Source organism: Mycolicibacterium baixiangningiae (genome assembly GCF_016313185.1).
GTDB classification, from domain to species: Bacteria; Actinomycetota; Actinomycetes; order Mycobacteriales; family Mycobacteriaceae; genus Mycobacterium; species Mycobacterium baixiangningiae.
On sequence record NZ_CP066218.1, the window covers coordinates 1980597 to 2002471 of the forward strand.

24 protein-coding genes are annotated in these 21875 nt (G+C 65.8%); 11 read left to right on the forward strand and 13 right to left on the reverse strand.

What is annotated here, in order from left to right; translation table 11 throughout:
* Positions 1–106: 106 nt before the first annotated feature.
* Together I7X18_RS09305 and I7X18_RS09310 are read left to right on the forward strand one after the other, a co-directional pair.
* Positions 107–733 carry a TetR/AcrR family transcriptional regulator gene (locus I7X18_RS09305; RefSeq protein WP_193047277.1) on the forward strand — a complete coding sequence of 209 codons (627 nt, stop codon included), beginning with the start codon at positions 107–109 and terminating at the stop codon, positions 731–733.
* A 14-nt stretch (positions 734–747) separates the two neighbouring features.
* Positions 748–1260, forward strand: coding sequence for a hypothetical protein (locus I7X18_RS09310; protein WP_193047278.1), 513 nt, complete (start codon positions 748–750; stop codon positions 1258–1260).
* Here the strand turns inward: I7X18_RS09310 and I7X18_RS09315 are convergent.
* Positions 1257–2105, reverse strand: coding sequence for a helix-turn-helix domain-containing protein (locus I7X18_RS09315; RefSeq protein WP_193046991.1), 849 nt, complete (start codon positions 2103–2105; stop codon positions 1257–1259). The two genes, I7X18_RS09310 and I7X18_RS09315, sit on opposite strands and share 4 nt — an antisense overlap.
* Before the next feature lie 174 nt (positions 2106–2279).
* On the opposite strand from I7X18_RS09315, the gene I7X18_RS09320 reads away from it, so the two are divergent.
* Positions 2280–3131, forward strand: coding sequence for an SDR family NAD(P)-dependent oxidoreductase (locus tag I7X18_RS09320; RefSeq protein WP_193046992.1), 852 nt, complete (start codon positions 2280–2282; stop codon positions 3129–3131).
* A 10-nt stretch (positions 3132–3141) separates the two neighbouring features.
* Here the strand turns inward: I7X18_RS09320 and I7X18_RS09325 are convergent, their stop codons facing one another.
* From I7X18_RS09325 to I7X18_RS09340, 4 genes are read right to left on the reverse strand one after another with little or no spacing between them, the layout of a single operon-like run.
* Complete coding sequence (locus tag I7X18_RS09325) at positions 3142–4110, reverse strand: NADPH:quinone oxidoreductase family protein (protein WP_193046993.1); 969 nt, start codon at positions 4108–4110, stop codon at positions 3142–3144.
* Positions 4107–5126, reverse strand: a complete 1020-nt coding sequence (locus tag I7X18_RS09330) for a phosphotransferase family protein (protein WP_193046994.1) — start codon at positions 5124–5126, stop codon at positions 4107–4109. Before I7X18_RS09330 ends, I7X18_RS09325 begins: the two co-directional genes overlap by 4 nt.
* Positions 5123–6436 (reverse strand): acyl-CoA dehydrogenase family protein, encoded by a 1314-nt coding sequence (locus I7X18_RS09335; protein ID WP_193046995.1) that lies wholly within the window; start codon positions 6434–6436, stop codon positions 5123–5125. Before I7X18_RS09335 ends, I7X18_RS09330 begins: the two co-directional genes overlap by 4 nt.
* 18 nt (positions 6437–6454) lie before the next feature.
* Positions 6455–7120, reverse strand: a complete 666-nt coding sequence (locus I7X18_RS09340; protein ID WP_193046996.1) for a TetR/AcrR family transcriptional regulator — start codon at positions 7118–7120, stop codon at positions 6455–6457.
* A 75-nt stretch (positions 7121–7195) separates the two neighbouring features.
* Between I7X18_RS09340 and I7X18_RS09345 the strand changes: the two genes are divergently transcribed.
* Positions 7196–7732, forward strand: a complete 537-nt coding sequence (locus I7X18_RS09345; protein WP_193046997.1) for a VOC family protein — start codon at positions 7196–7198, stop codon at positions 7730–7732.
* Positions 7729–8481, forward strand: coding sequence for an SDR family NAD(P)-dependent oxidoreductase (locus I7X18_RS09350; protein ID WP_193046998.1), 753 nt, complete (start codon positions 7729–7731; stop codon positions 8479–8481). The genes I7X18_RS09345 and I7X18_RS09350 overlap by 4 nt, the downstream gene beginning before the upstream one ends.
* Before the next feature lie 4 nt (positions 8482–8485).
* Here I7X18_RS09350 and I7X18_RS09355 read toward each other — a convergent pair whose 3' ends face one another.
* Positions 8486–9229, reverse strand: a complete 744-nt coding sequence (locus I7X18_RS09355) for a hypothetical protein (protein ID WP_193046999.1) — start codon at positions 9227–9229, stop codon at positions 8486–8488.
* 10 nt (positions 9230–9239) lie between these two features.
* Positions 9240–10160: an NAD-dependent epimerase/dehydratase family protein gene (locus tag I7X18_RS09360; protein ID WP_193047000.1), complete on the reverse strand. Its 921-nt coding sequence runs from the start codon at positions 10158–10160 to the stop codon at positions 9240–9242.
* A gap of 140 nt (positions 10161–10300) precedes the next feature.
* Here I7X18_RS09360 and I7X18_RS09365 point away from each other — a divergent pair, with 140 nt between their 5' ends.
* Positions 10301–11050: an alpha/beta fold hydrolase gene (locus tag I7X18_RS09365; protein WP_193047001.1), complete on the forward strand. Its 750-nt coding sequence runs from the start codon at positions 10301–10303 to the stop codon at positions 11048–11050.
* An 18-nt stretch (positions 11051–11068) separates the two neighbouring features.
* On the opposite strand, the gene I7X18_RS09370 is transcribed toward I7X18_RS09365, so the two are convergent.
* The 3 genes from I7X18_RS09370 to I7X18_RS09380 all read right to left on the reverse strand — a co-directional run bounded on the left by I7X18_RS09370 (position 11069) and on the right by I7X18_RS09380 (position 14751).
* Positions 11069–12700 (reverse strand): nitric oxide reductase activation protein NorD, encoded by a 1632-nt coding sequence (locus I7X18_RS09370; protein ID WP_193047279.1) that lies wholly within the window; start codon positions 12698–12700, stop codon positions 11069–11071.
* A 68-nt stretch (positions 12701–12768) separates the two neighbouring features.
* Complete coding sequence (locus tag I7X18_RS09375) at positions 12769–13587, reverse strand: CbbQ/NirQ/NorQ/GpvN family protein (protein WP_193047002.1); 819 nt, start codon at positions 13585–13587, stop codon at positions 12769–12771.
* Positions 13588–14751: a spirocyclase AveC family protein gene (locus I7X18_RS09380; protein ID WP_193047003.1), complete on the reverse strand. Its 1164-nt coding sequence runs from the start codon at positions 14749–14751 to the stop codon at positions 13588–13590. It abuts the gene before it with no gap.
* Between the two features lie 136 nt (positions 14752–14887).
* Here I7X18_RS09380 and I7X18_RS09385 point away from each other — a divergent pair, with 136 nt between their 5' ends.
* Positions 14888–15490, forward strand: a complete 603-nt coding sequence (locus I7X18_RS09385; RefSeq protein WP_193047004.1) for a TetR/AcrR family transcriptional regulator — start codon at positions 14888–14890, stop codon at positions 15488–15490.
* A gap of 4 nt (positions 15491–15494) precedes the next feature.
* Here I7X18_RS09385 and I7X18_RS09390 read toward each other — a convergent pair whose 3' ends face one another.
* Positions 15495–16661 (reverse strand): spirocyclase AveC family protein, encoded by a 1167-nt coding sequence (locus tag I7X18_RS09390; protein ID WP_193047005.1) that lies wholly within the window; start codon positions 16659–16661, stop codon positions 15495–15497.
* Between the two features lie 104 nt (positions 16662–16765).
* Between I7X18_RS09390 and I7X18_RS09395 the strand changes: the two genes are divergently transcribed.
* Complete coding sequence (locus I7X18_RS09395) at positions 16766–17368, forward strand: TetR/AcrR family transcriptional regulator (RefSeq protein ID WP_193047006.1); 603 nt, start codon at positions 16766–16768, stop codon at positions 17366–17368.
* Positions 17369–17635: 267 nt separating this feature from the next.
* On the opposite strand, the gene I7X18_RS09400 is transcribed toward I7X18_RS09395, so the two are convergent.
* Positions 17636–18274 carry a TetR/AcrR family transcriptional regulator gene (locus I7X18_RS09400; RefSeq protein WP_193047007.1) on the reverse strand — a complete coding sequence of 213 codons (639 nt, stop codon included), beginning with the start codon at positions 18272–18274 and terminating at the stop codon, positions 17636–17638.
* A gap of 192 nt (positions 18275–18466) precedes the next feature.
* Between I7X18_RS09400 and I7X18_RS09405 the strand changes: the two genes are divergently transcribed.
* From I7X18_RS09405 to I7X18_RS09415, 3 genes are read left to right on the forward strand one after another with little or no spacing between them, the layout of a single operon-like run.
* Positions 18467–18991: a hypothetical protein gene (locus I7X18_RS09405; protein ID WP_193047008.1), complete on the forward strand. Its 525-nt coding sequence runs from the start codon at positions 18467–18469 to the stop codon at positions 18989–18991.
* Between the two features lie 8 nt (positions 18992–18999).
* The gene (locus tag I7X18_RS09410; protein WP_193047009.1) at positions 19000–20202 is read left to right on the forward strand and encodes a cytochrome P450; all 1203 of its coding nucleotides are present in this window, start codon (positions 19000–19002) and stop codon (positions 20200–20202) included.
* A gap of 36 nt (positions 20203–20238) precedes the next feature.
* Complete coding sequence (locus tag I7X18_RS09415; RefSeq protein WP_193047010.1) at positions 20239–21075, forward strand: mycofactocin-coupled SDR family oxidoreductase; 837 nt, start codon at positions 20239–20241, stop codon at positions 21073–21075.
* A 6-nt stretch (positions 21076–21081) separates the two neighbouring features.
* Here the strand turns inward: I7X18_RS09415 and I7X18_RS09420 are convergent, their stop codons facing one another.
* Positions 21082–21873, reverse strand: a complete 792-nt coding sequence (locus I7X18_RS09420; protein ID WP_193047011.1) for an emopamil-binding protein — start codon at positions 21871–21873, stop codon at positions 21082–21084.
* Positions 21874–21875: the final 2 nt, after the last annotated feature.

Below are 21875 nucleotides of genomic sequence, written 5' to 3' on the forward strand. Positions count from 1 at the left end.
TGACGCCGGTCTAAACCCAGTTGTAGTGAGACCCTTGTCACACTGGGAAAACCTACCTACTGTGTGTTCACTAGGTTGGTTTGAACGAAGGAGTTCGGTGTCCGCCCTGGAGTCTGCGAGGCCCTACGCCACACTGCTGGCAAAGGGCGAGGACCGCCGGCAGCGGATACTCGCGGTCGCCGAACGGTTGCTGGCCCGCAACGGATGGCGCAACACCTCGCTCGCCCAGATCGCCAGGGAGGCGGGCGTCACCCCGGCCGGGCTCCTGCACCACTTCGAGTCCAAGGAGCAACTGCTCAACGCGGTGCTCGACGCCCGCGACATGGACGACGCCACCCACGCCGACTACCGCACCGGTGACCTCTCCGAGCAGATCACCAGGGTCGCCCAGCGGTTCCAGCGCGCACCCGAACTCGTCGGGACGTTCACCGTGCTGCTGATCGAGAACATCGCGCCGGACGCCCCGCTGCACGACCGTCTGCTCGAACGCCAGAGGGCCGCCGCAGCCATCGTCGCCGACATCATCCGGCGCGGCCAGCGTGCCGGCTGCTACCGCCAAGACCTGAACCCGGTCACCAAGGCCGTGGAGATTCTCGCCTTCGTCAGCGGAATGGAGACCTCATGGTTACTCGACCCTTCGATACCGCTGGCCGAGGTGTTCCAGGAATACGCCGAGATGTTGGCCCGCGACTTCAGCCCCGAACCGACGCCGCACGAGGAGATCACCAGATGACCGAACAGCCCGATATGCGCTACCGCCTCGACATCGTCTCTCCCAACGTGCGGGATGCCGTGCGGTTCGCGGGCGGATGGCTTTACGACCGGTCGATGGCGGGGTGGGATGTCACCGTGCTGCTCGACAGCGAGGGGGAGGACGAGCGGCCGTTGGAGATCCTCGGGGCTACCGTGCTGCCGCTGCAACCGGTGCTCGAGTCGTGGGCCGACCGTCCGCATCCCCAGACCGTCGCGGTGGCGGCCGACCTCATCGAGGGCGACGAGCGGGTCCGTGCGCACGTGCGCATCGCGCTCGATCACGGCATGACCGAGGTGACGCTGTGGGGTGAGCGCTGTCCGGCCGACCTCGACAACGACGTGGACGCCGTCTGTCATGAACTGAGCGCGGCCGCAAGGGCATTCAAGGCCCAGGCGCTCGCCGCGGTCAACGACAACGAGGCCCACTTCGTCGGCCGCACCGAGACCTTCCGCTGCGGCATGATGACCTGCCCGTCGGTGGCGGCAGACCTCATTCCCGCCAGTTAGACCTGCGCTGACGCGAGCGACCAGCTGATCAACAGGTTCATCGCCTCGCGGGACGCCGTTCCCGCCCCTGTGGTGAACAGGAACAACGTCTGGTCGGCGTCGCCGGGCATCATGAACGTCTCGTAATCGACGGTGAATTCGCCGACGACGGGGTGGGACAGCCGTTTGGATCCGTTGGTGCGCTGGTACACCCTGTGCTCACCCCACCAGCTCCGGAACTCCTCACTCGCCGCGCTGAGCTCGTCGACGAGCGCGCGGGTGGTCGCATCGCCGGGGGAGTTCCCCATCTCGAGCCGCAGGTTCTCCACCGCCGCGCGGGCCTGAACATCCCAGTCCACGAACAGGTTTCGCGCTTCTGCGGTCAGGAACATCCAGCGGGCGTAGTTGCGGTCACGCGGTCGCATCCGGTCGAAGTCGGCGATCAGCGCCCGCCCGAGTCTGTTGGTGGCCAGCACATCGGTGTAGCGGCCGAGGATCATCGCCGGCGTCCCGTCCAGCGAGTCCAGCAGCTGGTAGAGGCCGGGCCGGACGCGCTGCACGGTCGGGGCGACACGACGGCTCAGCGGTGCGCCGACGAGGTGTCCCAGATGCGCGCGGCCCGTGGAGTCGAGATCCAGGGCGCGGGCGATCGCGTCGAGCACACCGGGCGAGGGTGTGATGCGCCGACCTTGTTCGAGTCGCGTGTAGTAGTCGGTGGACACACCCGCGAGCAGCGCGACCTCCTCGCGCCGCAGGCCCGCGACGCGCCGGATCCTGCCGTCGGCGGGGAGGCCGGCCCGCGCAGGGTCGACGGCGCCGCGCGCGTGTTTGAGAAAGTCCGCGAGTTCGCGATTGCGGGTGGACACGGTGTGATCTTCCCAGAATCTGTGGTGATTGCGCGTGGTCCTGTCAGTCCTACGTTCCCGCGACCGGGGACCCGCAGGGCAGGTCGTGGGCCGTTTCCGGCCTTCTGAGCGAGCGAGACTGGGTTCAGTCGGTGGGTTCACGCCGACTCGCCCACCCACTCACGAGGAGAGATCATGCCGTACCCCACTGCCACACCGGCCACCTGGTTCGTCACCGGAGCTTCCCGCGGCCTCGGCCTCGAACTGGTCCGTCAGCTGCTCGAGCGCGGCGAGAACGTCGCTGCCACAAGCCGTTCGACCGAACGACTCTTGGCCGGTCTCACCGACGTGAGCACCGAGAATCTGGAGCCGCTGGAACTGGACCTGGTGGACGGCGCCGCTGTCGATTCCGCGGTCGCCCGCACGCTGGAACGGTTCGGCAGTCTCGACGTGGTGGTCAACAACGCCGGATACGGCTACCTGGCGTCGGTCGAGGAGACGTCCGACGACGACGTGCGTCAGATGCTCGACGTCCAGGTCGTCGGTGCGTGGAACGTGCTTCGCGCGGCGATCCCGCACCTGCGCACCGCCCGCAGCGGGCACATCATCAATGTCTCGTCGATCCTCGGTCTGACCACCCTGCCCGGATGGGGTCTCTACAGCGCGGGCAAGTTCGCCCTCAACGGGATGAGCGAAGCGCTTGCCGGTGAGATGGCCGAGTTCGGTGTACACGTGAGCATCGTGGAGCCCGGATACTTCCGAACCAGCTTCCTGAATGCGGATTCACTCGTCCTGCCCGCGGCGACGGTCGACGCCTATCCGGCGATCCGGGAGATGACACGCAACCACCTCGACCTGCAGGGCCATCAGCTCGGCGACCCGGTCAAGGGCGCGGACGCGATCATCGGGATCGCTCTCGCGGGCAAGGGCCCGCTCAATCAGCTGCTCGGCTCGGATTCCTACCAGTACGCGCAGGCGCGGATCGCCGCGCTGACCGCTGATGTGGAAGACGGCCGCGCACTGGCGATGACCACCGACCACACGTGACGGGTGCTGCTCAGCGCGAGACGTCGACCACCACCTTGCCGACGGCGCGGCCGTCCGCCACTTGCCGCAGGGCGGCGGCCACGTCGTCGAGAGGGTAGACCCCGCCGATGTGCGGCCGTATCTCGTTGGTGGCCAAGAGATCGCGTAACTCGCGCTCGTTGCGGTCGAATTCGCCTGCCGAAATGTCGCCGAACTGGAAGCCCTGCACGGTCACACCCTTGATCAGCACCAGGTTCAACGGGATCCGCGGGATGACATCGGAGGCGAAGCCGACGGTGACGAAACGCCCGCCCCGGCGCAGCGAACGCAGCGCCGGTTCGCTCAACTCGCCGCCCACCGGGTCGATCACCGCCGCCGCTCCGTCGGGCACCGCGTCACGCAACGCGTCGCGCAGCGGCCGCAGCCGGTGGTTGATCACGTGGTGAGCACCGTTTTCCGTAGCGGCATCGAGCTTTTCGGACGAGGACGCCACCGCGATGACACGGGCGCCGAGGTGCGCCGCGAGCTGGACCGCGGCCAGGCCCACGCCGCCGCCGGCACCGAGAACGACGACGTCGTCACCGGGTTCGACCCGCACCACCGAGCGCAGCGTGTGGTGGGCCGTGCGGTGGGCCACTCCGAATGCCGCGGCCGTGCGATCGTCGATACCCTCGGGCACCCGCGTCAACCCGGCGGCGGGGACCGCCACCTCCTCGGCGAACGCGCCGTACATCCCGGTGCCGGCCACTCGGTCACCGACGGTGAATCCCGCTGTGTGTGGACCGATTCCGATGACCGTGCCGGCGAATTCGCTGCCCGGGACGAACGGGGTGGGCACGCTCACCTGGTAGCGGCCCGCGATCAGGAGGACGTCGGGGAAGTTCACCGCCGCCGCCCCGACCCGCACGGCGACCTCACCGGGCCCGGGCTCCGGTGACGGTAGTTCGCCGATCCGCACCGTCTCCGGCGGACCGTGGGCGGCGCAGACCGCGGCCCTCACCGATAGTCGCTGGACTCGGCGAGTTCGGCGGCAGAGGCCATCAGGCCGGTCACCACCGGCCCGAAGGCCAGCAGCTTCTCGTCGTCACCGGCGCGCTGGAAGCCCTGCTCCAACACGATCGCAAGCTTCCATTTGGCCAGCACCAGGTAGTAGTCCAAATCGTCGACCTGTCGTCCCGACACCTCGGCGTAGTGCGCCACCACGTCGTCGCGCGACGGCATCCCGCGCATATCGACGTAACTCATCTCGGATTCGGTGGCGTCACCGGTCGGCCAGCTCTGCACCATCCACGCCAGATCCAGCTTCGGGTCGCCGACAGTGCCCATCTCCCAGTCGACGATCGCGGCCATCGCCGCGGGCGCGCCGTGGTGGTACATGACGTTGGCGAACTGGTAGTCGCCGTGCATCAGACCGGGGATGAAGTCGAGGGGTTCGTGCGCGCGCAGCCACGCCGTCGCGGTGTCGAGCCCGGGCAGGTCACGCCGCTTGATCCGCGCGAGGAATCCGGTCCACCGGTCCACCTGCCGCTCGTGGAAGCCGTCGGGGCGGCCCAGATCCGCCAATCCTCGTGCGCGCCAGTCCACCTTGGACAGCAGCGCAATGCCCTCTGCCAACTGATAGCTCAGACCGGGGCGGGCGGACAGATCGCTGTCGAACGGTTCGGGCCATCGGCCGTGGGTGTCCATCGGCGACCAGCCGTCGACGAACCCCATGAGGTAGAACGGCCGCCCGAGCACGTCCGGGTCGGCGCACACCCCCACCGCGGCGGTGTGCGGGACGTCGGTGCCGTCGAGTGCCTCGATGATCCGCCATTCGCGCAGGATTCCCTTGTCCCGGTCCGGTGGCGCGCCGGGCGGCGGCATGCGCAGGACGCACCGGTGTTCGCCGCGGCGGATCTCGTAGATGACGTTCTGCGTACCGCCCGACAGGAACCGGGTCTGCAGCGGTTCCCCCTTGCCCGGCAACGCCGCCTCGTCCATCCACGCGGCGAGCCGGGCGGTGTCGATCGCACTCATAGATTGCCCACCTGGGCTTCGAGGTATTGCGCGTACTTCTGTTGTGCCGCCTCGCGTTTGCGGGGTATCCACTCGGTGGGCCAGGTGTCGGTGGTCGGCTGGTGGTCACGCAGCACCTGTTTGGCCACGGTGGTCTTGTGTACCTCGGTGGGCCCGTCGGCGAGTCCCATCACCGCCGCGCCGGTGACCATGCCGAGGAACGGCATCTCATTGGTCACGCCGAGCGCTCCGTGCACCTGCATCGCCCGCCACGCGATGTCGTGCAGCACCGTCGGCATCACCACCTTCACCGCGGCGATGTCCTTGCGCACTTTCTTGTAGTCGTTGTACTTGTCGATCTCCCATGCGGTGTAGAGCACCATCAGCCGGAACTGCAGCAGCTGCGCGTAGGAGTCGGCGATGTACCCCTGGACAAACTGCTTGTCCGACAGCCGGCTGCCCTGTGTCTGGCGGCTGAGCGCGCGTTCGCACATCATGTCCAGGGCCTTGCGGGCCAGCCCGATCGTGCGCATGGCGTGGTGGATGCGCCCTCCGCCCAACCGGGTCTGGGCGATCGCGAACGCCTGACCTTCGCCGCCGAGCAGGGCGTCGGCCGGCACGCGGACATCGTCGTAGTGGATCAGCGCGTGGCTGCCTTCGCCGTCGCGCTCACCGTAGAGGCCGACATTGCGCACGATGTTCACCCCCGGGGTGTCGGTGGGCACCAGGAACATCGACATGCCCTGATACGGGCTGACATCGGGGTTGGTCACCACCATGACGATCAGGAAGGCGGCCGTTGCGGCGTTGGAGGAGAAAAATTTCTGGCCGTTGATCACCCAGTCCGCCCCTTCCCCTGTACCGTCGCGCACCGCGCGGGTGGTGAACAACGTGGGGTCGGCACCCGCGTGCGGTTCGGTCATCGAATAGCAGGAGAACAGCTCACCGGACAGCAGCGGCTGCAGATACCGCTGCTTCTGTTCCTCGGTGCCGTAGTGGGCGATGATCTCGGCGTTGCCGGTGTCGGGGGCCTGACAGCCGAAGATGATCGGCGCCCACTGGGAGCGGCCGAGGATCTCGTTGAGCAGCGCCAGCTTGAGCTGGCCGTAGCCCTGGCCACCCAGTTCGGGTCCCAGGTGGGTGGCCCACAGACCGCGGCGCCGCACCTGTTCCTTGAGCGGATCGATGGCCCGGCGGCGTTCGCCGTCGAGCGGCACGAACTGTTGATGGGGCCACACCAGGTCGAGCGGTTCGACCTCCGTCCTGACGAATTCGTCGGCCCAGTCGAGGATCTCCTGGTACTCGGGGTTGGTGTCGAAATCCCACGCCATCGGGGGTTCTCCTTTGTTTCAGGTTCTCTCGCGGCTGACGCCGGCGAGCAGTGTTTCGATGTCGGCGCCCACCACCTCGGCGAACGATCGGTCGCCGAAGGCGCCGGCGGCCCAGTGCCGTGCCCCCTCGCTGACCAACGTGTGCGCCAGGTATGCCAGGTGGGTTACGTCGACGTGGGCGGGCAGCTTGCCGTCCCGCTTCGCCCGGTCGAACAGCGCGGTGAACATCCCGCCCTCGGCGGCTTCGCCGTCCTCGAGAGGTTCGTTGCCGGCGAGGATGCGGTGTTCGTAGCGGTAGCCCTCCAGGATCGTCGCGATGATCAACTCGGGCGGGTTTCGCGCCATCGACCGCTCCAGGTCGGCCAGCGCCGCGGCGATCACCGGCATGACCTGATATTGCCTGGCAAGCAGGACGTCGGCGGTGCGCCGGGCCGACCGGGTGGACAGCACGCCGACCTCGAAGAGGACATCCTCTTTCCGCGGGAAATAGAAGTAGAACAACGCTTTCGACACCCCGGCGGCGGTGCAGATGTCGGCGACGGTGGTGCTCGAGTAGCCGTTGGTGCGCCACAGCGCCATCGCCGCCTGCACGAGCATCCGCTTCGTCGCCCGTGATCGCTCCTGTTGCAGCGACGTCCTGCGCTGACTGCGGTCAGCGCGGTCCGGGCTGGTCGCACGGGGCATGATCCGGACGCTACATGGCTATACGCGGTAACGGAATAGTTGACTCGTGACTAACTTCGGGCCTACGGTCGGGCGATGGACGCTTCACGGGCGTCGGCGCCCTTTCCCGGACCGGTCCGCCAGTTCGGTTACGTCGTCGACGATTTCGACCGCGCGCTGCAGGGATGGCTCGCCGCCGGGGTGGGCCCCTGGTTCGTGCTGCGCGATTTGGCCCAGCACGGGTCCTACCGCGGCGCACCCTGCGACGTCACGTTGTCGATCGGCATGACCAATATCGGTGACATGCAGGTCGAGGTGATCGCCCAGGACGACGACGTGCCGTCGGTGTACACCGAGTTCCTGGCGGGCGGGGCCGGTGGATTTCACCAACTCGCTTGGTGGGTGGACGATTTCGAGGCGGCGCTGCATAGCGCCGAGGCGGCGGGATGGCCGGTGGTGTGGTCGGGCGGTGACGACGGGGGAGTGCGCTTCGCCTACGTCGAGCCCACGGCGGGCCCCGCGACGATCTACGAGATCACCGAGAGAACGGAAGTGCTCGACGGCATGGACGCGATGATCCGCGGCGCGGCGGCCGCCTGGGACGGCGCCGACCCGATCCGGGTGCTCGGGTGAGCGGCCCGCTGCAGGGTCGCCGCGTCCTGGTGACCGGCGGGGCGAGCGGCATCGGTGCGGCCGCGGTGGCAGCCCTGACCGGAGCAGGGGCAACCGTCGTCGCGACCCATCACCGGACGCCGCCGCCTGCCGGTTCCGATGTCACGTGGTTGCCGTGCGATGTGCGGGATGCCGCCGCCGTCGACGCGATGGTCGACGCCGCCGCCGCCACGATGGGCGGACTCGACGTCCTGGTCAACGCGGCCGGCCTGTGGCAGCCCGGGATTCCCGGCGCCATCACCGCCGAGGACATCGACTTCCTCGTCGACACCAACCTCAAGGCGACGATCTTCACCAACCAGGCTGCCTACCGGGTGATGCGCACCGAGGGCGGCCGCATCATCAACTTCGGCTCGGGTGAGGCGGTGATGGGCAGTCCCATCGCCGCGGTCTACGCCGCCACGAAGGGTGCGGTGACCGCATGGACCCGGTCGATCGCGCGGGCGTGGGCGGCGGAGAAGGTCTCAGCGATCGCGCTGGCCCCCGCGGTGCAGACGCCAGGCGCTGACCGGCTGCGGGACTTCGTCGGTCCCGAGGGTGTCAAGGTGCTCGACGAACAGATCGCGACCTCGATCCCGCTCGGCGGAGCGCTGGGTGACCCGGCAGACGACCTGGGCCCGGTGTTGGTGTTCCTCGCCGGTGAGGGTTCGCGCTTCATGACCGGCCAGCTGATCGCGGTCGACGGCGGCATGGTGATGCTCGGCGCGTGAAGGCTCACGGCACATAGCGGTCCCATTCGTGGGGCACGACGGGATGGAACGGCGCAGCGAACAGCGGGGTGACACCTGCGTCGCTCCAGCGCTTCTCGAGCGCAGGCCGGAGCCGGCCGGCGGTGCCGACCGGATCGTCGTCGAGAAAGCAGTACGAAATCCTCTGCCCCGCAGGGGCGCTGGCCAGTCGCTCTCCGACCGGCAGTGACGTGGCGGTCCACACCCCCGCGACGCCGTCGACATCGAGCAGGTCCGTCGGCGCCGAGGCGCCCGACTCCAGGAGCAGGTACACACCGCGCACCGGCCACCACGGCAGGACATCGGCGCCGACCTTGACCCGCGGGGCTGCCACCTTCTCGTCGACGTCGTACACGCCCCGCTCCACCGGTGGCAGTAGCGGGAGTTTTCGGTCCGCATCGCCGAGCGCCGTGGACAGCGCCAGAAACGATTCCATTCCGCCGGGGTCGGTGAAGAAGTACGTCATCACGTGGTCGATGGCGTCATAGGGGCCGGCGCTCGACGCGCGTGCGGACCGGCACGCCGGCGTCGACACCAGCCGCAACGAGGCCCGCACGGCCGACAACCGGTGCTGTTCGGGTCGGTGGTCGAGGGTGTGCCAGCGCAGGTAGTCGGCGTCCGCGCCGTCGGGATGCCGTGTCGCCATCGACACGAACAGCGTGCCGATGTCTCCGCGGCCCTGGGTGAGGACGTCGGCCACGTCGTCGGACGGTGTGCCGGGTAGCTGCATGGGGCGCCCTTCAGGCTGTCGTCGGATCGTGCTCGGGCAGCGGGAGTTCGGGATGCCGTGCTGCGATCATGCGCCGCATGCCGTCCCGCCACGGCACCGTCGTACGGCCGAGCACCTCGTGCATGTGGGTGATGTCCGGCCACAGCGGCGTATGCGCCGCGGGCGTGTACTCGAGGATCGGCTCGACGCCGACCAGTTCGCCCAGGTAGGCGCAGTAATCCTCCACGCTGACCGTCTCGCTGCCGGCCCAGTTGACCACGACCGGCGGCGTGTCGGCCACCTCCATGGCTCGGATTCCCAGCGCGACGTAGTCGTCCTCGTAGATCGGGTTGTAATTGTTCGGCTTGTCGGGATGGAGGCGGATCGGCCTGCGCGCCAGGATTATCTCCAGCCGATCGGCCGGCGCGCCGCCCTCCGGACCGTAGGTCGAACAGATCCGGATGATCGTCAGCGGTATTCCGTTCTGCTTGGCGACCCATGTGCAGACCGCCTCCGCGGCGATCTTCGAGAAGCTGTAATTCGCGCGAAGCGGTACGCCGGGAGGGTCGCTCTCTCGCAGCGGTCGCCGGCCCTGGTAGCCATAGACCGAACCGGTGGAGCAGAAGACGAAGCCTCTGGCGGTGCGGCAGTGGTACAGCAGCTCGCCGGATTTCTGCGCGTTGGTGTCGACGCATCGGGACCAGTCGCCGGCACCGCTGTCGACGGCCGCGTGGAACACGTAGGTGAAATCGTCCGGCAGTTCCGAGAAGTCGCCGGTGCTCATGTCGAGCGCCATCGGTGTGACGCCCGCGGCTTGGAGTCTGTCCCGGTCGCCCGGAGCCCGCAGGCGGGCGGCGCCCCACACCTCGTTGCGTTCGGCGAGCGCACGCGCGATCGGGAAGGCGATCTTGCCGGTCGCCCCGGTGATCAGGACCTTCTCGCCAGTCAGCATCCCCTCAGTTGTAGCGTACAGCGACCCAGATGTTGAGTGCTTGACACTTTTGGCCGACGGATGCCCGGCTACGGGCGAGCGGGACGTCTCCGCCGCCGATTTCGCCTCGACCACTGGGCCGTCATGCGAGGATGAGAACCGTGACTGTGGTTCTGGTGCATGGCAATCCGGAGACCGACGCGGTGTGGGGTCCCCTCGTCGATGCCCTCAGGCGCACGGACGTGGTGCGGCTGTCGCCGCCCGGATTCGGTTCCCCGTTGCCCAGTGGCTTCTCGGCCACCTTTCTCGCTTACCGCGATTGGCTTGTCGACGAGCTGCAGCGTATCGATGGACCTGTCGACCTCGTCGGACACGACTGGGGCGGAGGTCACGTGGTGAACGCGGTGATGCACCGACCCGACCTCGTGCGCAGCTGGGCCAGCGACGTCGTCGGCCTGTTCGACCGCGACTACGTATGGCACGACATGGCGCAGGGGTTCCAGACCCCGGAGACCGGCGAGCAGCTGGTCGCGATGATGCAGGACGGTTCGGTAGAGGACCGGGCACAACAGCTGGTCACGTACGGCATCCCCGCAGACGTGGCGACGTCGTTCGCCGCAGCGCAGGGTCCGGAGATGGGTCAGGCGATCCTGGCGCTGTACCGCTCCGCACGCCAACCGGCGCTGGCCGATGCCGGACGGGCACTCGAGAACGCCGCGGCCCGGCCGGGACTGTCGCTGTCGGCCACCGAGGATCCCTTCGTCGGCACCCAGGAGATGCGGCGTCGGGCGGCCGAGCGAGCCGGCGCTCGCACCGAGGTGCTCGACGGGCTGGGGCATTGGTGGATGGTCGAGAACCCGGCCGCCGGCGCCGCGGCCCTCACCCGGTTCTGGGAATCGCTCGAGCGCTGAGGGTGCGTCCGTCGAGCCTCAGACCCTCGTCGGTTTCGGCGCCGCGAGCTCGGCGAGCGCTGACATGAACAGCTCGTCCATCTGCGGGCTCAGATCGCTCAAGACCGGGGCGCTGGCGAAGCTGGCTGCTCCGAAGACTCGTTCGAGCACATCGGTTTTCGTGGACGCGCCGATGGCAAGGCACAGGCACGCAACGCCTTCCGATCGGAGCTCTTCGAGGGCCTTGCTGGCGTCGGCTTCCGCGTAACGACCCTCGTAGCCGTCGTCGTAGGGGAAGCCGTCCGAGAGCACGATCAGCATCCGGTTGGGGGTACCGGCCTGGTCCTTGAGAACCTCACCGGCGCCCCGAATTCCGGCGCCGAGACGCGTGTAGCTGCCTGGCTCAAGCTGGTTCAGTCGGGCCCGTCCAACGGCGCTGAAACTCTGGTCGAAGGTCTTGATCGCCGGCAGATGGACGGCGTGGCGACCTTGCGACCGGAAGGCATAGACGGCGACGCGGTCACCGAGTTCTTCGAGCGTGACGGCCAGGGTGGCGGCCGCCCCACGCTGGTGGTCGTGCACCGCCAGGCCGTCGGCATCGGCGTCGACGGCAGACCCGGAGGCGTCGATGAGGATGAGTACGCCGAGATTGCGGGAAAGTTTGCGACGTTCCAGGTAGACGTGCTCCGGTGCGGAGAAACCGGATTGCAGATCGACGAACAGATCGATCAACGCCTCGATATCGAGGTCGTCCCCGTCAGCACGGGCGCGCAGCACCTTCGGGCCGAGCCCGACGCGAGCCAGCCGGCGCCGTAGCACGTCGTCGCGGGCGACACCGGCATCGGAGACGTCGGCATTGGCGGTCAGTGGGAAATCGATGACACGGCACCAGTCAGGTTTGTACCGGTCGTTGAAGACGTCCCACTCCGGATACAGTGCGCCGCCTACGCCGAGCGCAGCACCGGGTTTGCCGTCATCGGTGAATTGGATCCGAGTGGGCAGGGGACGGGCGTCGGGCCCGATTTCCCGTACCTTCCGGGTGGAGCGAACTGTCATCTCCGCGCCCGCGGCACCCTCGCCAGGCGAACGTGAACCGCCGAACATCTTTCGCATGTAGTCGGACATCGACTGGTTGTTGAAGATCGGGCTCTCGAACAGCTTGAGTATCTTGCTATCCCCGGACTTTCCGCCGTCCTCGTCCTCGTCTTCGTCGTCCTCTTCCGACTCCGGCATGTCGATGGGATCGAACTGCAACTTGAGGTCTTTGTTGGTGGCCTTCCCTCCCGGGCCCGCCGGCGCCGCCAGCAACCGGGAGACTTTGATGGCACCGAACCACTCCGGCGGATCGGCAACCGTCGCGCGGCTCCTGGCCACCTCGAGTGACTCGTCGGCGGTCGCAGTGCTGGGCGCTGCGTCACCGAGGAGTCCCGCATCGAGCGGGATCTGCGCGGCGAGTTCGGCGAGAACTCGCTGACCTTCGAGCGCCAGGTAGCGGCGGGCCAGTGTGGCCCGCGCCCGCAACCCCTTGACCAATCGCGGTTCGAGACTTCCCGCGCCGAGAAGTGCGGCCTGAACCAGCATTTCACGGCGCTGCTCTTCGACGGCACCGCCGGACGAAACGAAGATGAATTGGCCGTTCGTGTGCGCAGGCTGGCCGGCCGGTGCCTCCATGACTTCGACGGACCTGCCGGCGATGTAGGTGGCGAGGAACCGGAACCGGTCCGGGTTCGAATTCCCGGTCACGTCTTTGGCAGTACCGTGTCGACGAGTTCATCAAGGGCGCGGATCACATCGTGATCGTCGGAGAGGACCTGGACGACAGCAGCATGAACGGCGCTGCGCAGGTTGAGCCCCTCAGCAGCGAGGCCGCCCGCGAGAATCAACATGCGAGTGGAGGACACTTCGCGCAACGGCGACCCAGCGAGATTTCGAATGGCGTATGCCAGTCTGACCAGAGCGCTCGCGGTCTCGACATCGATCCCGGCTTCGTAGGCGACCACCTCGGTCTCGATCTCCGCGGACGGATAGCCCAACTCGATGGCGACAAAGCGCTGACGGGTCGACTCCTTGAGATTCTTGAGCACGCTTTGGTAGCCCGGGTTGTAGGAGATCACGAGCTGGAATCCAGGCGCTGCCTGAAGTGTCGTGCCCAGGCGGTCGACGGGCAGTTCACGGCGGTGATCGGCGAGCGGATGGATGACAACGGTGGTGTCTTGGCGGGCCTCCACGACCTCGTCCAGATAGAAGATGGCGCCCTCGCGCACCGCGCGGGTCAGCGGCCCATCTACCCAGACCGTCTCGCCGCCCTTGAGCAGGAACCGACCCACCAGATCGGCCGACGTCATGTCCTCGTGGCCGGCAACGGTGATCAGGTCACTGTTCAGCTGGTGGGCCATCGCCTCCACGAATCGCGTTTTCCCGCAACCTGTAGGGCCCTTCAGCAGCACCGGCAGCCCTCGGCGGGCCGCCGCGCGGAAGACCTCCACCTCGTCGCCAACCGCACGGTAGAACGGCGCGCTCGAAACGGGGGTCACCACCGCAGAATTGCTGTTCGACATTTACTCTCCTCGCTCGAGCGGAACCTTGTTGGGAAGCTCGACACCCTCGGGAAAGACGAGCTCGCCGTCGTGGTTGATGTAGCCGGAATTCGTCAGGGGCATCGGCAGCGCAGGGTTTGGGCACGGCCGATCGGTGTCTTCACCGCAGATGCCCATCAGGAAGTACGAACGCTTCAGGATGTCCTCCGGCCACGGGTCCTGATGCATGGCGAAGAACTGCGCCGGAATGTTGTAGAAGACGAAGAAGAAGGTGCTGCAGGCGGCGAAGATCGCCAGGAAGCGGGTGATCTGCTGTTTGACGGCACCGCCTCGGACCTGGTCGAGCCCCCGCTCGACGAACGTCCGACCACGGTCGTCGGTGAAGTACCGCATGCAGCAGAGGCCGGCCTGGACGCCGCCCCACATGAGCCCCTCATACAGTGGCCACTGGTAGTAGGTGCCGGCATTGACCGACAGGGCCTGGATGGCGCCCGGGTAGGTGAACAGCCCCATCGGCATGAGGAACAGGCCCTCGATGACGAAGTCGAAGAAGAACGTCCAGGCGATCACGACGCCGATCAGGCCGAAGGTGTTGATGTTGGGGAACCGCTTCTTGGCCAGGCGCATGACCCAGCAGCCCAGCATCGTGCACAGCAGGACGAAGAAGTAACCGGGGGCGTTCATCAGGACGGGCTCTGCCATCATGGCGCCCGGTTCCCCGTATGACACCCAACCCGGAATGTCCTGGACCCACGAGCCCATGTTCCACATCCAGGTGTTGTAGGTGCTCCAGGTGCTGAAGTAGTTCAGCAGCGGGTCCTGGAACCACAGCAGCCCGCAGCTCACGAAGAGCATGCCGTCGAGGGTGATTCGCCTTTCCCGACGCCACGGCCGGATGAGGAACCACCAGATGGCGACTGGCAGGCCCACCACGATCACGGCTGTCCAGGTGAACAGGATCGCCTTCATGAACGTCGGTGGGTCGGTGGGGCCTGCGGGTACCCGCTCGAAGTGGGGTCCGGTGACCCATTTGCCCCAGACGAACAGCTGGAACGCGAGGATTACACCGCCGACGGCGGCCCACACGCGTACCGGCGTGATCTTCTTCTGCGGCTGCGCACCGAGTGTCGCGTCGCTGAGCGACTCGGTGAGAACCGGCTTCTTCCTGCTCGACAGATCACTCACGACACCGTCTCCTCCGCACTTGTCGATCCCCATAGACCTCAGAGCTCCCCTTCAAGGGTGGCCGATGCGTCGAAAATATACCAGTGAGTATCTGGATGACCAAGGGTTCGAAAAGAATCTGTGGCAAAATTGCCGCATGGTCGAGCCGATGACGCGCGAGCGACGCCTCGAGCGCACGCGCACGCTGCTGCTGGATGCCGCAGAACAGGTATTCGCCGAAAAAGGTTTCATGCCAGCGACTCTCGACGACATCGCCAAGGCGGCCGGCTACTCGAAGGGCGCGATCTACAAGTATTTCGCCACCAAGGAAGAACTGTTCCTGGCTGCCAGCGACCGGTATTGGCGGCGGTACTTCGACAAGTTCGCCGAGGTGATGTCGTCGTCCGACCACATCGGGGCGCGCGAGCTAGAGGACATCGGTGAGCGGTGGCGTCAGCTGAGTCGCGACCGCGGTGCCGAACATTCGGCACTGGGTCTCGAGTTCAACCTCTACCTGTTGCGCAACCCGGAGGCGCGGGAACGCGTGGCCGCCAAGCGATCAGAGGTCGTCGATCAGCTCGCCCGCTACATCGTCGAGGGCGTCGAGAGCCTGGGCGCAACCCTGCTGATCCCGGCGGTGACGTTGGCTCACATCATCATCGCCACGACTGACGCCGTCGAGCTGGGCAGCCACCTCGACGACGTCGACCTCTACCAACCGGTCGTCGAGATGTACGTGTCGGCCGTCAAGATGCCCTGATCCGTCACCTACCCACCTGGATCGGAACAATCGGTGGCACCTCGACGCCTTCGTGGAGTACCAGTTCGCCGTCGTGGTTGATGTAGCCAGAGTGCTTCGTCGGCAGCGGCAGATCAGGGTTCGGGCACGGCCGGTCGGTCCCCTCGCCGCAGATGCCGGGGTTGAAGTACGAGCGCTTCTGCACGTCTTCCGGCCAGGGGTCACCGTGCATGCCGAGCCAGGTCGCCGGGACGTTGTAGAAGAGGAAGAAGCATGCGCTGACACCGCCGAAGATCGCCAGGAAGCGAACGAACTGTTGCTTGACGGCGCCGCCTCGGATGCTGTCCAAACCACGTTCCACCAACGTGCGTCCTCGGTCATCGGTGAAGAAGCGCAAGCAGCACAGCGCCGCCTGGACGCCACCCCACATCAAGCCCTCGTAGATCGGCCATTGGTAGTACGTACCGGCGTTGAACGACAGAGATTGGATGGCACCGGGGTAGGAATAGAAGCCGATCGGCAGCATGACCAAGGCCTCCATGACGAAGTCGAAGACGAAGGCGATCGCATAGGTGACCAGCACCAGCCTCAGATTGCTGATCTCCGGCCAACGGTTCTTGATCCTGCGCATGACCCAACATCCGACGATCGTGATCAGCAGCACGCCGTACATGTAGCCGGGGATGTTGGTCAGCAGCGGTTCGGGCACGGTATGGCCCGGTTCCTCGTGCGCCACCCAGCCCGGGATGTGCGGCGCCCAGGATCCTCGGTTCCACAGCCAGGCGTTGTACGTGCACCACGTGCTGTAGTAGTTGAGCATCGGATCCTGGAACATCATCAGCCCCATCGAGACGAGCAACATGCCGTCGAGCGTGATGCGCTTCTCTCGCACCCAGGGCCGGATGATGAAGAACCACAACGCGAATGGCAGGCCGATCCACAGCACGACGGCGTTGGCGATCAAGGGGATCTTCATGTACAGCGGGGGATCGCTCGGGCCGCCCGCCACCGGTTCGAAGAAGGGTCCGCTGACCCACCGGATGAACACATAGGCGGTGTACGCCAGGAACACGGTGCCGACGGTCGCCCAGATCTTGATGGCGTTCGACGATCGCGGGGTTCCCGCACCTAGGCCGGCGACACCACTCACTGTTTCGGTGACTGCAGGTTTCTTGTTCGACAGCTCGCTCAACACGCCCTCCTGGACCTCCGCGTCCGCACGCGGCTCATAGCGAAGATACCAGCGAGTATCTGAATATCTATAGGGTTTCTCAGATTCTGTGGCACACTTTTGGCATGGTCGAGCGGTGGACGAGGGAGCGACGTCTCGAACACACGCGCTCGCTGCTGCTCGACGCGGCGGAGGATGTGTTTGCCGAAAAGGGTTTCTCCCCAGCTACTCTCGATGACATCGCGCATGCGGCGGGCTACACGAAGGGTGCCATCTACAAGCACTTCGCCACCAAGGAGGACCTCTTCCTGGCGGTGAGTGATCGGTACTGGCGCCGCTACTTCGACAACTTCGCCGAAGTGATGTCGTCGGCCGCGCAGGTCGGATCGCGCGAGCTCGATGAGATCGCGGCGCGGTGGCGACAACTGAGCCAGGACCGAGGCGCCGAGCACGCCGCGCTGGGTCACGAGTTCGCGCTCTACCTGCTTCGTAACCCGGAGGCGCGCGAGCGCGTGGCCGAGAAGCGGTCAGAGGTCGTCGAGGCGCTCGCCGCGTTCATCGTCGAGGGCATCGAGAGGCTCGGGGGCACCCTGCTCATTCCGCCGTCGACTCTCGCCCAGGTGCTCGTCGCCACCAGCGACTCGGTGGTGTTGGGCAGCGAACTCGACGACGTCGACCTATACCGGCCGATCGTCGAGATGTACACCTCGGCGATCAAACTCCCCTGACGCGAGGGCGAAAACCTCTGCTCTCGATCGGCGTGCGCTGAGGTGACGACACGGGCCGGCGCCGCCAGTATTCATATACGTACTTGTATATGAAATGCGAGTCCGTATACTAGTGATCGTCATCACCATCGGATCGCCGGAACCTCGGGGGATCTGACCCAGTCACTTCGCGGTGCAGCAGTCGCGCGTTGCGGGATGGATCTGGCGCGGGCAGGCGAACGTGAGGAGCGATCCGTCATCACAACGACACAGCCGGCGCGAGGAGGCTCAGTGCGCTCGACGGCTGCGGGGGCGTTTCGGCGCGGCAGGTTTGGGCGCGACGTTGGCCATGACCATCTGCAGGAACGGGCCGTAGAGGTCCTCACCGTCGATGTGCCCGAGGATGGTGACGCCCTCGTGGCTGGCAATCAGCAGCCGCGCAAGGGTTTCGGCGGGCATCTGGAGTTCGCCACCCAGTCGGTCGATGTGGCCGGTGACGTAGTTCGCGAGCGAGTTGACCGCCTCCTCACGCTGGGCCGTCACGCGATCGCGCGCATCCGGATTCCGCAGCAGGAACAGCGAGAACTCGTAACCCAGCGCGGCGCTGTTCGGACCGGCGATGGTCAGGTCACGCCATTTCTGGGCCAGCTTTTCGATGTCGAGTGTGTCCAGTCCCTCGAAGGATTCGATCACGTCGGCGAAGCTGTCCAGGAAGCGATTGATGTGGCGTTCGATGACGGCGAGGAAGAGTTCCTCCTTGGTGCCGAAATGCGAGTAGATCGCCCCGCGCGTGTAACCGGCGACCTCGGCGATGTCGTCGAGCGCGGAACCTCCGAACCCTTGCTTGGCGAACACTTCCTCGGCCGCATCGAGCAGCAGGCCGCGGGTGTGCTCCATGCGCCGCTGTCGCGTCCATCGTTCTGCCACGGCTTCATCTTCCCAGGTTGCGATCCGAATGGCGCAATGACATCACCCCGCGTATACGAATGTGCATATGATAAACGATCCTGTATGTGAAGGAGACGGGGCGCGGTGTCTCCGTGCGCCGGCCCCGCTGCACCAGCTCTGGATCCGCCGAATTCGCAAGCATCCCAACGGATTAAAAGGAGAACTCCTGCAATGAAGCTGGAAGCGCGCATCGCAAAGCACCGCCGGATGGCGGAGAGCTACCGCGACAAGTACGTGTTGCAGAAGGTCCAGGAAGGCGAATCCTACGACGAGTGGGTGTTCACCGACGATGCCGTGTACACCTCGCCGTACTTCGTCGCCGGCCAGGAATTGGTACTCAAGGACGTGGCGACCCACTGGGACACCGCTGCCACGGTGGAAGCGAAGGCCTATGGCATCACCTTCCCCGATTGGAAGCCCGTGGACTACAAGTGCTGGCCGGCCGAGAACGGGTTCGTCATGCGCTATCGCTGGGAGGGTACGAACGTCAACGACGGAAAAGTCATGGGTTTCTACTCGATCAGCTTCGTAGACACCAACGAGGACGCCGAGATCGTGCACTGGTCGACGTATGTGAACGACGAAGAATACGGCCCGTTTCTGGAGGCGGCCATCGGCGCGCGAGGTCCGTTCCACGGCGACGGGTACATGCAAGCTCTCGCAAAGCACTTCGAAGCCCACGGCCTGAGTTTCTGAGAGACGTTGTGACGATCACCGCGAACGGCCTATTGAACTACGACCCATGGGATGCCGAGCTCAATGCAGACCCGTATCCCATGTTCAAGCGTTTACGCGACGAAGCACCGCTGTACTTCAACGAGGTTCATGACTTCTACGCGGTGAGCCGGTTCGATGACGCCAGCCGCATCCTGGTAGACCACCAGTCATTCAGCTCGGCTCGCGGTGCGGTTCTCGAGATCATCAAGTCGGGCATCGAAATCCCGTCGGGGCTGTTGGTTTTCGAGGACCCGCCGGTCCACGACTTCCATCGGAATCTGCTGTCGCGGGCCTTTACGCCACGCAAGATCAACAGTCTGGAACCGAAGGTCCGCGAGTTCACCGCGCGGTGCCTGAATCCGTTGGTAGGTGGCGACCACTTCGACTTCGTCAAACATCTCGGTGCGGTCATGCCACTGCGGGTGGTCGGAATGCTGTTCGGAATACCCGAGGACTACCAGCACCTAGTGCAGGAAGACGGCGACAAGTTCGTGCGCACCGAGCGCGGTGGTCAGATGACCGACAACCCCGACGGCGTGATTACAGATGGCGAAGTTTTCGCAGACTTCATCGACTGGCGGATTGATCATCCGGCCGACGACCTGACGACCGAGCTGCTGAATGCGGAGTTCGCGGACGAGACGGGCAGCATCAGAAAACTGCGACGCGACGAACTGCTGATGTTCATGAACCTCGTTGCGGTGGCAGGCGCGGAGACCACCACCCGATTGATCGGCTGGGCAGGCAAGCTGCTGTCCGAACATCCCGCGCAACGCAGGCGGTTGGTCGCCGATCGCACACTGCTGCCAGGCGCGATCGAGGAGATCTTGAGATTCGAACCACCCGCCCTCCAGGCCGCCCGATACGTCACCCACGACATCGAGCTCTACGGCACGAACGTGCCCGAGGGCAGCAGCATTCTGACGTTGATCGGCGCGGCCAACCGCGACGAACGACGTTTCGGAGAGAACGCGGACACTTTCGATGTCACGCGCTCACCCCGTCAGCATCTGTCGTTCGGAATAGGTGCCCACTACTGCCTCGGCAACGCTTTGGCGCGCATCGAGGGCCGGATCGCGTTGGACGAGATCATGAACCGCTTTCCGGACTGGGAAGTCGATCTCGACAGTGCGGTGTTCTCCTCGTCCTCCACAGTGCGCGGCTGGGACAGCATGCCGGCACAGGTATGACCACGAAGCACACCATGGATCGAGAGGGAGCATGACATGCCCGGACGGGTAGAGGGAAAGGTCGCATTCGTCACAGGTGCCGCCCGCGGACAAGGACGAAGCCACGCGCTGAAACTCGCTGAAGAGGGCGCCGACATCATCGCCATCGACATCTGCAAGAACGTCGACCATTGTCAGCTCGAATTGGCCTCACCCGGGGATCTCCTGGAGACCAAGGAGAGGGTCGAGGCGCTCGGACGCCGGATCATCGCCGAAGAAGCCGACGTCCGCGACTTCGACGCCATGAAGGCTGTCGTGGACCGCGGCGTTGCCGAATTCGGCAGGCTAGACATCATTTTGGCCAACGCAGGCATCGGCAACGGCGGACAGACCATCGAGACTCTGGAAGAGCCCGTGTGGCAGGCGATGATGGACATCAACCTCACGGGCGTATGGAAAACCGTGAAGGCCGGGATCCCGCACATGATCGCCGGAGGGCGGGGCGGATCGATCGTGTTGACCAGCTCGGTGGCAGGGCTGAAGGCCTATCCGCAGATGGGTCAATATGTTTCGGCCAAGCACGGTGTCGTCGGCCTGATGCGCTCCTGCGCGGTCGAGCTGGGCCAGCACATGATCAGGGTGAACAGCGTGCATCCCACGCACGTCAACACCCCGCTGGTGATGAACCAGCAGACCTTCGATCTCTTCCGGCCGGATCTGGAGAGCCCCGGCCCCGACGACATCGCACCCATCTGCCAGATGTTCCACACCATGCCCAGACCATGGGTCGAGGCCGAAGACATCACCAACGCCGTGATGTTCTTCGCCTCGGACGACTCGCGCTTCGTTACCGGCGTCGCCATGCCGATCGACCTGGGCAGCTGCCTGAAGTAGGACGCGCTACCTCGGCGTCGCCGCTCGCCGGGTCAGAAAGTCGATCTGCAGATAGATCGAATAGAGCACCAGGGCCGGCAGGATGATGAACGGGACGTTCTCGGCGATGAATTTGAACCAGAGCCCGAAGGCGCCCTGTCCGATATCGCCGAAGCCGGACCGGACCTCGGAAAGGAAGTACACGCCGGTGCTGCTCGCCAGCATCGCGACGCCTGCGAACGCCAGCCACAGGTTCTTGATGCGGGACTCGGTGGGCAGGTCGGGCCGGATCAGGCGGGTCCAGACCAGGAACACCGTCACGCCGACGGCGACACCCACCAACTCCAGGCCGAAGATCCAGTTGTTGCCGCTGGTGTAGCGGGTATCGGCCAGACCGTACTGCCACCACAACCACTTCCAGCCGGGATCGTCGGTCGGGGTCCACAGGTTCAGGGGATGGCCGATCAGAAAGATCAGCTCGTAACCGATCTGGCTCCCTGCCGTGTAGGGGAGGTAGAACAGCGTGAGTTCGGCGGCCTTGTCGACGCGAGTTCGGTTCTCTCCGGGTGCATTCCAGAGGAGAACGAAGGGGAGCAGGATCACGGGGATACCGAACAGCAGGTTGGCGACGACGTCGACGGTGAACGTCGGGGGCAGAATTCCGACACCGACGCCGACCACCACGAGAACGAAGGCCGCACCGGTGAATGCCGCCGCGGCCAGGTAGATCCGCCGCCGGTGCGGCGCCCAAGGCCTGGCGAAGTTCGGCTCACCCCCACCCGGCCGGGGGGAGATCTGTGTCGATATCTGCTCTGGCATGC

Bases quoted from the DNA above. Each gene is read 5' to 3' on its own strand.
- I7X18_RS09310 (WP_193047278.1), top strand. From the start codon at position 748: ATGCGCTACCGCCTCGACATCGTCTCTCCCAACGTGCGGGATGCCGTG.
- I7X18_RS09320 (WP_193046992.1), top strand. From the start codon at position 2,280: ATGCCGTACCCCACTGCCACACCGGCCACCTGGTTCGTCACCGGAGCT.
- I7X18_RS09330 (WP_193046994.1), bottom strand. From the start codon at position 5,126: ATGAGTGCGATCGACACCGCCCGGCTCGCCGCGTGGATGGACGAGGCG.
- I7X18_RS09335 (WP_193046995.1), bottom strand. From the start codon at position 6,436: ATGGCGTGGGATTTCGACACCAACCCCGAGTACCAGGAGATCCTCGAC.
- I7X18_RS09340 (WP_193046996.1), bottom strand. From the start codon at position 7,120: ATGCCCCGTGCGACCAGCCCGGACCGCGCTGACCGCAGTCAGCGCAGG.
- I7X18_RS09345 (WP_193046997.1), top strand. From the start codon at position 7,196: ATGGACGCTTCACGGGCGTCGGCGCCCTTTCCCGGACCGGTCCGCCAG.
- I7X18_RS09355 (WP_193046999.1), bottom strand. From the start codon at position 9,229: ATGCAGCTACCCGGCACACCGTCCGACGACGTGGCCGACGTCCTCACC.
- I7X18_RS09360 (WP_193047000.1), bottom strand. From the start codon at position 10,160: ATGCTGACTGGCGAGAAGGTCCTGATCACCGGGGCGACCGGCAAGATC.
- I7X18_RS09370 (WP_193047279.1), bottom strand. From the start codon at position 12,700: ATGGAGGCACCGGCCGGCCAGCCTGCGCACACGAACGGCCAATTCATC.
- I7X18_RS09375 (WP_193047002.1), bottom strand. From the start codon at position 13,587: ATGTCGAACAGCAATTCTGCGGTGGTGACCCCCGTTTCGAGCGCGCCG.
- I7X18_RS09385 (WP_193047004.1), top strand. From the start codon at position 14,888: ATGGTCGAGCCGATGACGCGCGAGCGACGCCTCGAGCGCACGCGCACG.
- I7X18_RS09395 (WP_193047006.1), top strand. From the start codon at position 16,766: ATGGTCGAGCGGTGGACGAGGGAGCGACGTCTCGAACACACGCGCTCG.
- I7X18_RS09405 (WP_193047008.1), top strand. From the start codon at position 18,467: ATGAAGCTGGAAGCGCGCATCGCAAAGCACCGCCGGATGGCGGAGAGC.
- I7X18_RS09415 (WP_193047010.1), top strand. From the start codon at position 20,239: ATGCCCGGACGGGTAGAGGGAAAGGTCGCATTCGTCACAGGTGCCGCC.
- I7X18_RS09420 (WP_193047011.1), bottom strand. From the start codon at position 21,873: ATGCCAGAGCAGATATCGACACAGATCTCCCCCCGGCCGGGTGGGGGT.